The organism is Pokkaliibacter sp. CJK22405 (assembly GCF_046614695.1).
Classification (GTDB): Bacteria; Pseudomonadota; Gammaproteobacteria; order Pseudomonadales; family Balneatricaceae; genus Pokkaliibacter.
The window spans coordinates 18,645-33,809 of record NZ_JBKKHQ010000008.1 but is presented as its reverse complement, the minus strand read 5'-3'; the positions used below and the strand labels follow the sequence as shown (position 1 = coordinate 33,809).

General features: G+C 56.5%; 13 protein-coding genes. 4 read left to right on the top strand and 9 right to left on the bottom strand.

Annotation, left to right across the window (positions count from 1 at the left end; translation table 11 throughout):
• Window positions 1–38 precede the first annotated feature (38 nt).
• From ACKC9G_RS04695 to ACKC9G_RS04685, 3 genes are read right to left on the bottom strand one after another with little or no spacing between them, the layout of a single operon-like run.
• Complete coding sequence (locus tag ACKC9G_RS04695) at window positions 39–836, bottom strand: AAC(3) family N-acetyltransferase (protein ID WP_411403775.1); 798 nt, start codon at window positions 834–836, stop codon at window positions 39–41.
• Window positions 833–1,066 carry an acyl carrier protein gene (locus tag ACKC9G_RS04690; RefSeq protein WP_411403774.1) on the bottom strand — a complete coding sequence of 78 codons (234 nt, stop codon included), beginning with the start codon at window positions 1,064–1,066 and terminating at the stop codon, window positions 833–835. Before ACKC9G_RS04690 ends, ACKC9G_RS04695 begins: the two co-directional genes overlap by 4 nt.
• Complete coding sequence (locus ACKC9G_RS04685) at window positions 1,066–2,766, bottom strand: HAD-IIIC family phosphatase (RefSeq protein ID WP_411403773.1); 1,701 nt, start codon at window positions 2,764–2,766, stop codon at window positions 1,066–1,068. The genes ACKC9G_RS04690 and ACKC9G_RS04685 overlap by 1 nt, the downstream gene beginning before the upstream one ends.
• Window positions 2,767–3,003: 237 nt before the next feature.
• Here ACKC9G_RS04685 and ACKC9G_RS04680 point away from each other — a divergent pair, with 237 nt between their 5' ends.
• The 4 genes from ACKC9G_RS04680 to ACKC9G_RS04665 are packed head-to-tail and all read left to right on the top strand — an operon-like array spanning window position 3,004 to window position 7,488.
• Entirely contained in the window at window positions 3,004–3,885 is an 882-nt protein-coding gene (locus tag ACKC9G_RS04680) for a class I SAM-dependent methyltransferase (protein WP_411403772.1), read from the top strand.
• Window positions 3,882–4,559, top strand: a complete 678-nt coding sequence (locus ACKC9G_RS04675; RefSeq protein WP_411403771.1) for a cytidylyltransferase domain-containing protein — start codon at window positions 3,882–3,884, stop codon at window positions 4,557–4,559. The genes ACKC9G_RS04680 and ACKC9G_RS04675 overlap by 4 nt, the downstream gene beginning before the upstream one ends.
• Window positions 4,556–6,811, top strand: a complete 2,256-nt coding sequence (locus ACKC9G_RS04670) for an N-acetylneuraminate synthase family protein (protein ID WP_411403770.1) — start codon at window positions 4,556–4,558, stop codon at window positions 6,809–6,811. The genes ACKC9G_RS04675 and ACKC9G_RS04670 overlap by 4 nt, the downstream gene beginning before the upstream one ends.
• Window positions 6,812–6,822: 11 nt before the next feature.
• Window positions 6,823–7,488, top strand: a complete 666-nt coding sequence (locus ACKC9G_RS04665) for a TylF/MycF/NovP-related O-methyltransferase (RefSeq protein ID WP_411403769.1) — start codon at window positions 6,823–6,825, stop codon at window positions 7,486–7,488.
• A 65-nt stretch (window positions 7,489–7,553) separates the two neighbouring features.
• Here the strand turns inward: ACKC9G_RS04665 and ACKC9G_RS04660 are convergent, their stop codons facing one another.
• From ACKC9G_RS04660 to ACKC9G_RS04635, 6 genes are read right to left on the bottom strand one after another with little or no spacing between them, the layout of a single operon-like run.
• Window positions 7,554–8,447 carry a CatB-related O-acetyltransferase gene (locus ACKC9G_RS04660; protein WP_411403768.1) on the bottom strand — a complete coding sequence of 298 codons (894 nt, stop codon included), beginning with the start codon at window positions 8,445–8,447 and terminating at the stop codon, window positions 7,554–7,556.
• Window positions 8,441–9,538 carry a hypothetical protein gene (locus ACKC9G_RS04655; RefSeq protein ID WP_411403767.1) on the bottom strand — a complete coding sequence of 366 codons (1,098 nt, stop codon included), beginning with the start codon at window positions 9,536–9,538 and terminating at the stop codon, window positions 8,441–8,443. The genes ACKC9G_RS04660 and ACKC9G_RS04655 overlap by 7 nt, the downstream gene beginning before the upstream one ends.
• A complete protein-coding gene (locus ACKC9G_RS04650) occupies window positions 9,535–10,602 on the bottom strand; it encodes a glycosyltransferase (RefSeq protein WP_411403766.1) in 1,068 nt (355 codons plus the stop codon). Before ACKC9G_RS04650 ends, ACKC9G_RS04655 begins: the two co-directional genes overlap by 4 nt.
• A 26-nt stretch (window positions 10,603–10,628) precedes the next feature.
• A complete protein-coding gene (locus ACKC9G_RS04645; protein WP_411403765.1) occupies window positions 10,629–12,926 on the bottom strand; it encodes a hypothetical protein in 2,298 nt (765 codons plus the stop codon).
• The gene (gene glf / locus ACKC9G_RS04640) at window positions 12,919–14,154 is read right to left on the bottom strand and encodes a UDP-galactopyranose mutase (RefSeq protein WP_411403764.1); all 1,236 of its coding nucleotides are present in this window, start codon (window positions 14,152–14,154) and stop codon (window positions 12,919–12,921) included. The genes ACKC9G_RS04645 and glf overlap by 8 nt, the downstream gene beginning before the upstream one ends.
• A gap of 14 nt (window positions 14,155–14,168) precedes the next feature.
• Entirely contained in the window at window positions 14,169–15,137 is a 969-nt protein-coding gene (locus tag ACKC9G_RS04635; protein WP_411403763.1) for a glycosyltransferase family 2 protein, read from the bottom strand.
• Window positions 15,138–15,165 lie beyond the last annotated feature (28 nt).

Genomic DNA, 15,165 nt, shown 5'->3' with positions numbered 1-15,165 from the left:
CCCAATTAGCATAAATCAGAATACATCGGCATGAGCGCTCAGCGCCCGGCATGAGCCTCGCGAATCAACCCGTTGGACTGACGGGTCAGCAGGGCTTTCGTCGCCTCAACAAAGTCCTCACACGCCACCGCCCAGACAGGAATTCGCCCAAACAGCGCCTGACGCCACTGACCGCGAGTCTTAAGCTCGTCAATCAGCAGGCGAAGATCAATCTGGGTTTCGCGCTCAAGGTCACGGACAAAATAAGCCACCTCCACACACTCAGGCTCCCCGCCTGCAGAGCGACGCTGGCCTGAGAAGGTTTTCAGGTAGCGGTAATCCACGCCCAACAGTTGTTCAACATAATGGGTGAAGGTAATGCGATCCGGATGGCAGCCCAGCCCCAGAATCATGCCCTGCTGCTGATGCAAAAAGGCAAAGGGAGAAGTGTCATCAAAGCAATTGGTGCAGTCACGGGCCGCAAGGGATTCAGCTTCGTTACCCGTCATTGCCATGCTGAAAATAGGATCACGATTCCGATAGCTCTGAGTCATGGTGCGGAAAGCTTCGGTCATTTGCCCAACCTGACTCGGCGTCGTCGCCGGGTCATAGACCTGCCCCTGGGTCAGGGCGTAGGTGAAGGTAGGAACGAACAAGGTGGACTGTGCGCCGAGATAGCGCTGTAAAGCTGTCCAGAAAAACTGCATGCCTTCTTGCGAGCCAAGACCACGAAACTGAGCCACAGCCATGGCATCGCTGTGCACCATCAGGCTCTGCCCGGGAGCAATACCCAAAGCAGCCAGTGTGGTGTTCAGGGCGTGCTCAAGCTGCGCCCTTGCGGCTGAGGTATCGCTCAAAGGCTGACCCCTTTGCTTTTCAGCGCCGACTCAATCTGGCTCAGCGACTTAAGCTCGGTCAGCTCTTCAGGCTCAAAGCGCACATCGTATTCCTGCTCAATCAGCAACATCAGATTGAAATGGCCGAGGGAATCCCAGGCAGGAAAGCTGCCGATCGCCAGTGCAGGGTTGTTATGGTCAAACTGCGCATCCGGAAACTGTTGCACAAGAACCGGGATCAAAGGGTTCATCAGTCAATTACCTCATCAAAACGCAGTTGGGAAAGGGTTTCGACGGACAGGCTATAGCGCTGCTCGCCCTCAAGCAAGGGAATGGCTGGTAGCGTCCCGGTAAAGGCGACAACCGGCAAAGAGGCCACAAACTCCCGTGCAGGGGTGTTGCGCTCGCCGGTGACCACACCAACAACCAGTGTCGTTACGGCGTTCGCGCTCAAGACTTTGGCCAGTTGCTGCATCACCCAATGCTCGAATTGCCGCCCCAACACACGACAACTGATCGCCAGAGTATCCAGATAGGCGATGCCCTCGCCGGCCGGCCTAACTACCGCCACGGCAACCTGTCCGTGATTGGCAAAACGATCCTTCAGGCTTGCCATCCAGACCTGACCGCCCTGGGCTTCGATAGCCTCAAGATCGCCGGTGTCATGGCGCCGCAAACTGAGATGAAACTGATTGGTTTTCTGACACAACTGAGCAGCACGTGCGCGGGAGTCCTCTGCCACCGGCGCAAACTCAGCGATCATGGCCAGTTGCTTAAGAAAGCCACTTCCTCCGGTTTCGCCGCCTTCTGCCGCCTGTGCAGCTTTTAACGCCTCGGCAGCCTTCAGACCCTGATAGGATGCCTGCCGCCCCTGATCTTCCCGGGTGTAGCGCACCTGAGCAAACTCGCTCATGGAGTGCAGCGCCTGTGGCCAGTCCCAGACGCCTGCAGGTGGCTCAACCACCAGAACTTCCGGCGTATTGGCGCGCACTTCTTCTCGTTCAGCGGGGTTATCATCCCAGAAGACAAAAGCCTCCAGCCCCAGATTGAGCCTGGCAGCGAGCGCCTTCAGCGATTCAGACTTAGGCTGCCAGCCGATAGCCGCTGCGCTGATTTGCTCCTTTAGCAGGATCATCCCGGCATGAGCATCAAACACGCGCCAGACGTCGGCTTCTTCATTCTTGGAGGCCAGCGCCAGTAACACACCACGGCGTTGCCAGCCCAAAGCGACCTGCTGAAAATCCTGATAGGCACGGCCAAGACCATCCTGACCGAGCTGCAGCCCGGTGAGGCCATCTTCACCAATCACACCACCCCAAAGCGTATTGTCCGCATCCAGTACTAGCACCTTGCGCGCGGGTTCCTTGAGACGGTGCAGCAGCGGCTGAATCCAAAGAGCCAAAGAAGCCAGACCCTTCATGGAAAAGCGGCAGGAGGCAAAATAGCGGTTGCGGGCATCGAAGCAGTTGGTGCGTCCCTGCTCGGTGAGCCAGCCCTGCAGGTTAAGCCAGTGCAGACTGCTGTGGCGCTGTTGAGCCTGTTGTACCTGCCAGCGAAGCGCCTGCTGCAGCTCGACCATCAGCCCCGGAGTTTCAACGCTGGAAAACACATGCTGAGGCGCAACGCTGACCGCCCCCAGAAGAACCGCGTCCTGCGGACGGGCTTTCAGCCGACGGGTCACGGACACCAGCAGAATCTCGCAGAAGTCGTACATCGCCTGACGCCGATCCTCATCGGCCAGTTCGCGCCAGCCATCCAGCAATTCCTGACTGATCAGGTCTTCCCAGATCCAGATCAGTACGATCTGCTCAGGCGAGGCACTTTCTGCTTTTGCTTCAAGGACTTGCCCCCAGTGGCCGAACTCGGCAAAGTGGAGTTCACCTTCATTGGCCAACGGCTGCCACGCGCGGTTGCCGGGCATGAGATTGGTGGTTGAGGCAAGTGTGATCATAACTAGTCCATCAGTCTGCGTAGGCTCAGGTAACAGAGCCGAAGAAGCGAATTAACACCCTTATCGACCAAACAGCGTCAATATTTAGGCGCATATAGCCTGGTTGGTGCTAAAGATGCGAGTCGCAAGGCCGCTAATTTGCTTGTCACGTTCTGAAACGCTCCTGAGGGTTATCGTATTTTAACGACAACCCGAGCCTCAGAGACGTGCGCTACTTAACCCAGGAAGCCTTGCCGAATGGATACTATTTTCGACTTTTTGACGCAACAGGGCCTGATTGAAACTGCCAGCAGTCGGCGCATCAGTGATCAGTGCCGTGATGCTGCTGTGGCGGTGTTTCGCGATCAGGCCTCTGGCGTGGTGTATCTCGACCCGCAGCGAGCAGGCAAAGGCCAGGGCTATACCGAGTACTACACCGACAAGTCTTCTCAGGGTTCAGCCCGTTTTCGCAATGAAATGGATCAGGCCGATAGCCTGCGCCGTTCAGACATTCTTGCTCCGCTGATTACCGGCAAAGTCTGGCTCGACTTTGGCTGCGGACCGGGTTACCAGCTGCGTCAGGATGCCCATCTGGCTCGCTCCGCCACAGGCGTTGAGCTTAATGCCGGAGACAGAAACCTGCTGCAGGCCGATGGCTTTCATGTGGTCGGGCAACTGGAAACGACGATCAAACCTCAGGTCATCAGCCTCTTTCATGTGCTGGAGCATTTACTGGAGGCACCGCGCATTCTGCGTGAACTCTACGATGCCGCAGACAAAAACGCCCTGCTGATTATTGAAGTCCCGCACGGCAAGGACTGGATACTGACTCATGGCCCTGAAGCCTACCGCCAGTTCACGTTCTGGTCGGAGCATCTGGTGCTGCATACCCATGAGTCCCTTCGTAAACTTCTAACCCATTGTGGCTGGCAGGTAACTCAGGAACTCGGAGTGCAGCGCTACCCGGCCTGGAATCACTTTCACTGGCTGACCGAAGAAAAGCCTTCCGGGTTAAAAGCCACGGTGATGGATGCCTCCGCCCGGCAGTTACAACAGGCCTATGAAGCCTTTCATGCCGCACGCAACACCACGGATACCCTGCTATTTGTCGCCGTGAAAAACGAAGAGGCAACACCATGACCTACACGGCATTGATTCCAGCCCGCGGCGGCTCCAAGGGCGTTCCCGGTAAAAACATCCGGCCCATTCACGGCCTGCCATTAATTGTCTGGAGCATTCAACAGGCGCTGGCCTGCCCGGCCATTTCCCGGGTACTGGTGTCCACCGATAGCGAAGCCATTGCCGCGGTAGCCCGCGATGCCGGCGCGGAAGTTCCGGCACTGCGTCCTGCGCATCTGGCAGAGGACAGCACCTCGACTGAAGCGGTGATGCTGCAGGTATTGGAAGACTGGATGACGCCAGGTGAAAGCGTCATGGTACTGCTGCAACCCACCTCGCCGCTTCGTCTGGCGCATCGTTTGGCTCAGGCGATTCAACAGTTTGAGGATGAAGGCGCCGACTCTCTGGTTTCCGTGTGTGAAAGCCATGCCTTTTTCTGGAAAAATCCGCCCGCCCCCATCGCCCAGTACGACTACATGAACCGCCCCCGGCGCCAGGATATCCGCCCCGGGGACAAGCAATACCGGGAAAATGGCTCAGTCTATCTGACACGGACCTCACTGTTAGCCAGCGGCAAAAACCGCCTGGGCGGCAAGATTGCCATGCATTGCATGGAAGAGTGCGAATCCTGGGAGATTGACTCTCTGACCGACTTTGCCATCGTGGAAACACTGATGCGGGAGCAAAATCCATGATCATTGACCGTAACATCGCCCGCTATGTGGTGTTTTCCGATGACAGCCTGAGCCACGCCCTGCAAAAGATCAGTCAGAACAAAAGCGGGATCGTCTTTGTACTGGCGCAGAATGGCGTGCTTGAAGGCGTTATGACCGATGGCGACTTTCGCCGCTGGCTGCTCGAAACCCGGGACTTTGACCTGAACCAGCCCGCGTCGCTGGCCAGTAACTCCCGCTTCACCAGCGCCTCGGAAGAGCTGCCCCGGGAAGAGTTAAGCGCCCTTTTTTCCCGTCGTATCGAGTTTATTCCTCTGCTGGATGCGCAAGGCCGTCTGGTAGCAGTGGCCACTCAGGAAACCCAGCCCATCCAGATTGATCACTTCACGCTCTCCGAGGACAGCGGTGTGTTTGTGATCGCCGAGATTGGCAATAACCATAATGGGGATCCGGTCCTGGCGAAAAAACTGGTTGATCTGGCTGTGCAAAGCGGTGCTGACTGCGCCAAGTTCCAGCTGCGAGATCTGGAAAGCCTGTATCGTCAGGCCGCCTCGGGCAGCAGCGCCGGGGAGGATCTCGGTGCCGAATACACCCTGCAGCTACTGGAGCGTTTCCAGCTCAGTGTTGAAGACATGTTTAGCGTCTTCGACTACTGCAAAACCCAGGGCATCATCCCGCTGTGCACACCCTGGGATGCTTCCAGCCTCAGAACGCTGGAACGTTATGGCATGCCTGCCTACAAGATCGCCTCGGCGGATCTGCCCAATCACGACTTCCTCCATGAGCTGGCGCGTACCGGCAAACCCCTGATCTGTTCCACCGGCATGTCAACGGAGCAGGAAATCCGTGATGCCGTCAGCATCTTTCATCAGCACGGGGCACAATTTGTGCTGTTGCACTGCAACTCGACCTATCCGGCCCCGTTTAAAGACATCAATCTGCGCTACCTGAGCCGTTTAAGTGAACTGGCGCTGGGCAGCTATGTGGGTTATTCCGGCCATGAACGCGGTATTGCCGTCGCCATTGCTGCCGTTGGCCTGGGCGCACGCGTGATTGAAAAACACTTCACCGTTGATCGGGCAATGGAAGGCAATGATCACCGCGTCAGCCTGCTGCCGGATGAGTTTACCCAGATGGTGCAAGGCATTCGTGAAATCGAGCAGGCCCTGGGACAGAACAGCCAGCGCACGGTGACCCAGGGCGAAATGATGAACCGCGAAGTGCTTGGTAAAAGTCTGGTCTGTGTTCGCACGCTGCGCGCCGGTGAGGTGATTCAGGCCGAGGATCTGGATATCCGCAGCCCCGGTAAAGGTCTGGCGCCTTATCTAAAGCATCAGCTGATTGGCCGCACTGCTCAGCGCGACATCGACGCGGGTGACTTCTTCTATCCCTCCGATCTTCGTGAGCGTCAGATTCAGGCCCGCGAATACCGTTTCAACCGCCCATTTGGCATTCCGGTGCGCTATCACGACTTTGCCGCCATGGCCGACAAATCCAATCTGGATCTGGTCGAATTTCACTTCAGCTACAAGGATATGGAGCTCGACCCTGCGAAGTTTCTGGATTCCGCAGGCTATGATCTCGATGTCGTCGTCCATAGCCCGGAGCTGTTTGAGGGCGATCACATTATGGATTTGTGTAGCGATGACGAAAGCTATCGCCGCCGCTCAGTCGCAGAGCTCCAGCGTGTGATTGATATTACCCGCACCCTGAAAGGCTATTTTCATCGCAGCACCCGACCGATGATCATCATCAATGCCGGCGGTTTTAGCATGGATCACTTTCTGCCCGCACAGGAACGTCAGCGCAAATATGAAAAAATCGCCCAATCGCTGAATGAGCTGGACCGCGAAGGTGTCGAGATTATTCCCCAGACGATGCCGCCCTACCCCTGGCATTTCGGTGGGCAGCGCTACCACAACCTCTTTATGAGCGCGGGAGAAATTGCCGAATTCTGTCAGGCCAACGATCTGCGGATCTGTTTTGACATCTCCCACTCGAAGCTGACCTGCAACCTGGAAAAGACGTCCTTTGCCAGCTTTATTCGCACGGTGGCTCCTTACACCGCACATTTGCATATCGTCGATGCTGCCGGTGTCGATGGCGAAGGGCTTCAGATTGGCGAGGGAGAGATCGACTTTGCGGAGCTGGCCGCCGAGCTGCAACGCGCTGCGCCCACAGCCTCCTTTATCCCGGAGATCTGGCAGGGCCACAAGAATCAGGGCGAAGGCTTCTGGCAAGCCCTCGAAGCACTGGAAGCCGCACACCTTTAACAGGGCTTTTTATGAAGACTTTTGGATTTGATACCGATCAGGCCTTTACCTACGAGAATGGTTTTTACCTGACCTCCGACCCCAAGCGCCTGCAAAAGCTGATCGCCCATTTCGAACTCTACAAGCGCATCAGCCATTTGCCCGGAACAGTGATTGAGCTTGGCGTCTTTAAAGGCGCCTCGCTGATCCGCTTTGCCTCGTTTCGGGACATGCTCGAAACACCGGAGTCGCGCAAGGTCATTGGCTTTGATGCCTTTGGTCGCTTTCCTCGCCCCGAGTCAGGCTCGGCGGCGGATGCTGACTTTATCGATCTGTTTGAAGAAGTCGCTGGCGATGGGATTTCGCAGGAATCACTGAATGACTTTCTGGCGCACAAGGGCCTGAGCAATATTGAGCTGGTTGCGGGCGATATCATGCAAACCCTGCCCGCCTATCTCACCGCACATCCACAGCTGAAAGTCTCCCTGCTGCATATCGATGTCGATGTTTACGGTCCAAGTAAACTGGCGCTGGACTTACTGGCATCGCGTATGGTCAAGGGCGGTATCATCGTGCTGGATGATTACGGCACCGTCGAAGGCGAAACCCGCGCGGTGGATGAGTTTATCCAGGGGACGGACTTACACGTTGAGAAACTGCCTTTCAGCCACATTCCGGCGTTTATTACCGTCAAGTAAGGCGGAGCTCCCGAAACGAAAAAGCCCGGCATCCCCGGGCTTTTTATTGAAGCGGTCACGATTGATCAGGCATAACGTTCAAAGAATAGTGCAGGAGTTTTGATCAGCGGTGCTTCCTCGCGGATACGCTCATCACTCCACTGCCACCACTGCACTTTTTTCAGGATTGCGATCTCGTTATCGGTAAAACGATAGCGCGCCACTCGCGCGGGAATTCCTGTGACAATGGCGTAGTCAGGAACATCCTTTGTCACTACCGCGCCAGCACCAATCACCGCACCGTCGCCTATCGTCACCCCTGGCAGCACAACGGCATTGGCACCAATCCAGACATCATTACCGATCACAATTGGGCCGTTACTGGGTACGGCATAGATATCCATAAGTGCCTCTGCAGGCAGCAAACCGGGGACACCTTCATACCCAAGCTTTTCCCCTTCGGCGACATAGAGCAGCGGATGCGTCGTGATGGCATCGAGTGGATGGTTGAATTCACCAATACGCGCGGTGTTATTGATCGAGCAAAACGCCCCCACCTTTTCGACCAGAGAGCCACTAAAACAGAAGCTTTCATAACCATAGCTGTATTTACCGACCTCAACGCCATTGACCCGGCGCCGGGTTTGGGTCGAAGGGTCAATGGTCTGGTAGATCTGAATGAAGTGCTGATCTGGCATCAGACCGCGCGCCATCAACCCCGCTGCAATCTCCCGATGATACGAACTGGCAATGATAAAAAAGCAGTTCTCCAGCGCGAGGGAACACTCCTCAATCCCCACAACGGGTAACCCAAGAAAGAGCCCTTCTGCAGACCTGGAAACCACAAAGGTGTGAATTCTCGGCAGGATCCAGGGGTTCTGGTTAATACACTGCTCGGCCAGAGAACCTGTACCGTAAATCAACAAGGTTTTGCCTTGTGACAGGCGCTCATCAATCAGTGAACGGAATCGGCTCAGCATGGCTTGCCATCCTCAACAACCCCTGCAGAAAAGACATCATCGAATCGCTGATACGGGAAACAGGTCATCTCCCCCGGGGTAATACTGATAATCCGTCGGCCCAGCGTCTGCGCATAGGTTCGGATTAGCCCGTACTCCTGCTGTTGCTGTGCAATGGTGGCACGCAGCCCTTCATAGCCAAGGTCAGCATAGGCATCAGTAGAAATCTTGTTGTCCGAGGAGGTGTGCTGATAGGCATGGGGAATGACCTTCCCCGCTGCGATATCCTCGCGAGTATAGGACCACCAGGTATGATCGAACCCTGCCAGCAGAATTTCCTCGTAACCCAGATAGATGGCCAGCATCAGCGCAGGACAAAGCACGTTTTGCGCACAAAGCGGCATGCGGGATTCAAAATCGCAGGATGCCAGCACCGTTTCAGGCCGAGGCAGAGACATATCGAAGTAATACACCTGCTCACTCATCGCCCGCGAACGGTCAAAGGAGAAAATAGCATCGGCATTAATTAATAAGCGCGCCTCAGGCAGATGGGTTTGCAACACATCGAAAACCGGATCGAGATGAAGCTCAGCCTGCTGCCAGAAGAGCGGATCGGCCACCACCCAAAACCTGGGCTGCAGCGACAGAATGGCTTCACTCTTGTAGGCGTGATTAACGCAGATGCAGTCCAGCGGCATTAGCTGGCTCAAATCGATCTGATTAAGCGAAGGGCCATTACCAACAATCACACAGCGTTTACCCTGCGTTCGCGATTTCAGAAGGGCATTGCGGGACAGCAGGCCACCATCAACCTGAGCATCATGATCGTAGAAATCAACGATTTGTCTCTCAGGTACGCCCAGCGCCAGTAACTGCGCACGTAGCTCGCGAGCATAAGACGAGGTCAGAATCAGCCTCGCCTCAGCGTCATTACCTTCAAGATAACGCTGCACATTAGCCACCAGATCAACCGACACCCCCTGCCGGGTCGAACCCTGCTTGGCGGGGTCATTATCCAGTATGACTCGCGGTTTAGGCTGGTCGTACAATCCCACCCATTTATGGAAGGCCTTGTCTGCCAGACTTGAGGCGCCAATCCAGATAGTGCTCATGAGTGTTTATCCAGAATTTCGTGCCAATGCAGAATACTGAGCGTAGGCCAGGCCTGTAAAAGCGCGGCATTAATATCAACATAATGCCCGCCTTCGATGGTGTTAATCACCACATCCACGCCTTCAAGGGCGCTGATGGCTTTAATGGCTTTACCGCGAAACGGCTCGTCACTTCCGGACGTGGTGACGTAGCAATCAACGTTGATACCTTGCTTTGCCAGTGCTTCCGTCATGATGGCCGCCATCACGCCAGTGCCGAAGACCGCAATCGTTTTGTCAGCAGATAACGTAGCCGTCAGCGTTTTATCTGTCAGCTGATCCAGAAACAGCTCACGTAAGGCGTAAACCGTCGAGCGATATTCCGCCGCGAGCTGCTCATCGGTTTTGCGCTCTTCGTTGATGCCCAGCAACTTATAGACGCACTCGCACTCTTTCTTGACCTTGAGTTGGTTCTCAATGGTGCTGCTGAGGCCGCCCTGATAGAAATGCGCGACGATGCGATCATCAAAGCGGCCATGCAGTTCAAGAATCGCTTTAAGCATCACGAAGGTATCCGCGACGATATCAAAACTGCGCGGGAAACCGCCCATACGCCTCACCTGCTCAGTGCGCATATAGAAACCGGGGTGGGAGGGATGAATAAAGTGCTTGTCGCCTTTGCTCAGGGCAGTGCAGGTGGTTTGCCATTGGCTCCGGGAAGCCTCATCCACGGTCAGGGTCGGGCAGGATAAATACTCCAGCTGCTCTTCTTTGAGGATGGCCAGGGCATAAGCGGTCGCATCGGCATCGGAGAGTTTGTCATCTGAGCCCAGATACTGAATATAGTCGCCGGTGGCGGCGGCCAGCCCTTTATTGAAGGCATCAAAAACACCGTAATCCCGCTCAGAGATCACTTTCGCTACATGGGGAAACCGGCTCACTACCGCCAGCGTGTCATCCCGCGAGCCGCCATCCACAATGATGTGCTCGATATGCTCAATAGCCGTTTGGCTGGCCACACTTTCAAGGCAACGCGCCAGCGTCTTGCCACTGTTGAAAGTACAGGTCACGAGGGTCAGTTTCATGGCGTGTCTCACTTCCAGAGGAGGCATCATTGCACCTCGTAAAACAATACGATTCGCGCATCACTCATCCCCGCCAGAGACTGGCGAAGCTGCGCAGAAATTTCACTGGCGAAGGCGCGCGACGCCACAGCAAAGCAGCGCTCTCCACGCTCAAGCACCTGATGTAGCGTTTCGACCTGCACGCCATTGAGTTCAAAAGCAGTATGCTCAGCGCGCCGATCCACCACGGCGGTAATCCCGATGCCGTTATCCAGTAACAGATCCATCGCCCGCTGGCCCAGAGCGCCCGCACCATAAAGCGCGACAGAGCGGATACCTGCCCGCGTCAGCTGCTCAAGCAAGCCCGGGGCGACGATATCATCATCCTGATTGACCACCAGCTCACCCAGCGCTTTCTCATTCCCGGGGAATGCCAGAGGCACCAGGCCCGGGTACCACCAGCTGCGCGCGACCAGCGGATGGCCGCCGCTGCGCCCAAGCTCGAATGCATCGGTGCTATTGCCAAACAGCGCCTGCACCTCGGCAATATCCTGAGAGGTGAGTAGCGGTGTGCTTTCACCCTGAGAAAGAGGTACCGGCAGGGTTTGCAAGGCCTTGGCTTCCTCAAAACGCGGATAGCGCACCAGCCGATAGAGCATGGCAAAAAAGCGATCACGGTCGGCAAGTGTTACGCCACCGTTAAGCCAACCCTCTCTCCCCGCCTGGGTGGCAAACGCCAGCACGGCTGAACGAAAATCGCCAAGCTGCGCCTGTTGCTGTGGCGTGATGTCGGGGTTGGGAACGGCTACCGGCACTACCTCACCATCATGTTCCTGATAGGACTGCGTGGAGGTTTCCAAACCGTTGAGAAGGATCTCGCATACCTCAGGATAGGCCGCCATCACCTCGCTCCACTGGGCATGTTTCCATGGCTGGAAAACTTCCAGATGCTGTGACAGCGCCACTTTGGCGGCTTTCGGGCTTTGATAGAACATAAAGCACCGCACCTGATCGAGGGGCAGCGCCTGCGCCAGATTGGCAAACAGGCTGCCGCCGCAGCCCCAGTCCAATAGCGCTATCTGCCCATCGTTGCGGATACCCTGCGCTTTGAGATAGCGAATCAGTCGCTGGCGCTGCGTCTGTAAATGCGCAGCAATAGCGGCCTGCTCCTGCTCAATCCAGGACGTGACCTCATGCCACTCTGGCTGACTGACCAGGTGAGCCAGCGGCTGAGCGGCCTGAGCACTCAGCGACTCAGGCACGCCAAGGCCAATATCCTCTGCCAGCTCCGACAGGGTATAACCCCGCCGTGCCGTCAGTTCATAAAGCGTGTCGAGAGAACACTCAACGCGCACTGGCAGAAAAGTAGAGCGCCGCGAGAGCGCCAGCGTTTTTACCTCAAACCTAACCCAGGGCATCGCCGCCAATAGCTGGCGCACCAACTCCCCTTCACGGCGAAAGCAATAAAGCCGGGTGATACCCAGTTGCTGGCAGCGCGCAGCCACCCAGGCGGCCCAGGCATACAGCGCCGGAGCAAACACGAGCCCGGCCAGTTCCGCCGTCGGGCTATTCTGATGCTTATCCTTTGCCCACCACCAGCGTTTGCGATAGAGCGAGAGGCCCGCAGGCTCTTTCGCCACCAGCCGGCTTTCCAGCATTTCCAGCTTGTCGATGCCGGACTCAAAGCTGCATACCAAGGCCTGCACGCCCGCTGCGAGCGCCATTTGACCATCCGCGACAGGATGATCACCAAGATGCAGGATTTGCCCGGGCAGAACGCCTGCTCGCCGAATCAGTTGCTGATAGAGCAAACCATCGGTTTTGCTCCCGGCACACTCGCCGGATACCAGCACGTCAGAAAACGAAAGCGACGGGCAATGCTCCTGCCAGTAGGCGCGAATCAATGACGTGGGCAGATACATGTCCGAAGTGAGGATCAGCCGCTTACCCTGCTGCTGGAGCACTGCAAGCATCTCGATCAGGGCAGTGTTCAGGCACCAGTCCTCTACTTCCATCTGCTGTTCAAGTGCGATCAGGCGAGCGGCGTCGATACGCGGCCAACAGGCATAAATCTCTTCCAGCGTCACTTCGCGATGATGAGCGGTGGCAAACTTGCGCTTGCGAGCATCACTTTCCGCCTGCTGACGGCAACGGACAAAGGCTTCGGTATCCTCTTGCGGCCATAAACCCAGGGTAAAGGCCTGCTCGCCTATCCGCCGCCATAATCCATGGGGCGTGCCACTTCGGCGGAAAATCAGCGTGTCGAACATATCGCAGGAGATCACCTGCGCCGAGGTGTGCTGCAGCGCCTGTTTGAGATCCGCAATGCTCATCACCTTAGCCATGTGGCACGCTCTCACCGCCGGCTGACTTGCTGCGAATGGCAGCTTCAAGCGCCGTAAACGCCTCCAGCGCATTGGCCACGGCATCATCCATATCGAAATATTTGTACTGGGCAAGGCGCCCTAGACAGTGCAGCTGGCTCATCGCTTTGGCGCGCGCGGCGTAATCATCGAAGCGGTGCTGACCCTCCTCGGTGAAGACGGGGTAATAGGGTTCATCCCCCGCTGCCGGATCAAACTCTTTGGGAAACTCATACACCACCGTGGTGGCTGCAGCGGCAGGTTCTGGCTGCATCAGGTGACGAAATTCGGTGATGCGGGTGTAGTCGTGATCATTGGGGTAATTCACCGTGGTGGCCGGTTGCCACCAGGGCTGATCCTTACGCTCAAAGCTAAAGCGCAGGGAGCGATAACGCAGCGCGCCGCGGTCCGCTGCGAAGAGCTGGTCAATCATGCCGGTGTAGATAACCTTGCCGGTAAACAGCGACTCTTCACCGCCTTCTCGCCGATAAATTCGCTGACTCTCCCAGTCAAAGCGCAGCATCTCGCTCATTGGGGTAGAGAGGCGCACCTCAATGGCAGGATGGTTCAGCATGGCGGCAAACATCGCGGTGTAGCCGTCTGCGGGCAGCGCCTGCCAGGGGTCGGTGAAGTAACGGTCATCACGGCTCACTACCACCGGCACACGCGCCGTCACCGCCGGGGAAATGGCCTCTGGCGCCACGCCCCACTGCTTGCTGGTGTAGTTCACAAAGGCCTTCTGGTAGATAAAATCCGCCAGCTCCGCCAGCAGTGGCTCGGCCTCTTTGCGCAGCTCCAGAATCGGCACTCGCGCCTCTTCGCCAAAGCGCGCGATCAGGGCGCTGATCATCCGTTGTGCTTTTTCTTCCGGAAAGCAGCGCTCAATGCTGGTGAGGTTAAAAGGAATCGGCACCAGCTCGCCATCAATACTGGAGAGCACACGGTGCTCGTAGGGTTGCCAGCGGGTGAAGTGGGAGAGGTATTGCCAGACGTCTTCGCGGTCGGTGTGAAAGAGATGCGGCCCGTAGCGATGAATACGGATGCCATCGGCGTCCAGCTCATCAAAGCAGTTACCGCCGATGTGGCTGCGCTGATCAATCACCAGCACCCGCCAGTTCAGTTGACTGGCCATCCGCTCGGCCATTACCGCGCCGGAAATCCCCGCGCCGATGACGATCGCATCGTACGATGCGGCATCAGAAGAACGCATATCAACGCCCTGCATCAGCCACCCGCCTTTAAAAACTGCCGAACCGCGCCGGCATCCTGCCGGTGCTCATAAGCAAAGCGATGGCGCGCATCGAAATACCAGTCCTGATGCGTCGCCGGCAGCGTCGCCCTCGCCTGTTCCAGTAACTGCACAAAACGCGCTTCATCCTCGCGGAACAGGAAATACAGCGCAGCCGAGTAATAATGATGAGCACGGCCTTTGGCCACCAGCAGCGCATCAACACCGTAGTTCAGGGCGTTGTCACAGGCGCGAATCAGATCCGCCAGCGACTGCTCACGGCGCGCAGCAGAGCGAGAGGTTTGGGCACCGAAGCTTCCGGCATGGGCGCGATAACGGCCCAGCACCTCGGGAATAAAATCGAGGGTGCCGCCACCAAGGCAGAGAATCAGGATATGCCAAGTGTGATCAAGAATGATCTTGCAGCCTTCATCGATGGCATCGGCAAGATTCGGATGACGGCGAAACATGATGGAGCTGGCGTTCACAAAGGCGCCGTAGCGAATCAGCTGTTCTACCCCAGCGATATTCGAGAGGTATTTCGCGTTGTAGTAATCCTCGGTGAAATGCTTAAGAAAGCGACCGCTTTCATCATCAAACATTTCGGATTCGTGGTAGCAGAGGCTACAGCTGGGGTGTTCATCGAGATAATCCGCCTGACGCTGCAACTTACCGGGCAGTGCCAGATCATCGCCATCCAGATACGCCAGATACTCGCCGGAAGCCAGCGACAAGAGACGTTTCTGGGTTTTTGCCAGCCCCTGATTATGCTCGTTACGATAGACCTTAAGGCGCGGTTCGCGGGCCGCCAGTTCCAGCATCAGCGCATGGGAATTATCCGGTGAGCAGTCATCAACGGCGATGACTTCAAAGTCAAAATCCGTCTCCTGCGCCAGCAAGCCTTCAAGACAAGGCAGGACAAAACGCTCAAGATTGTAGACCGGAACCAGCACACTGACTTTCATGGCGTCTCTCAATTTAGCAATGTTAGAA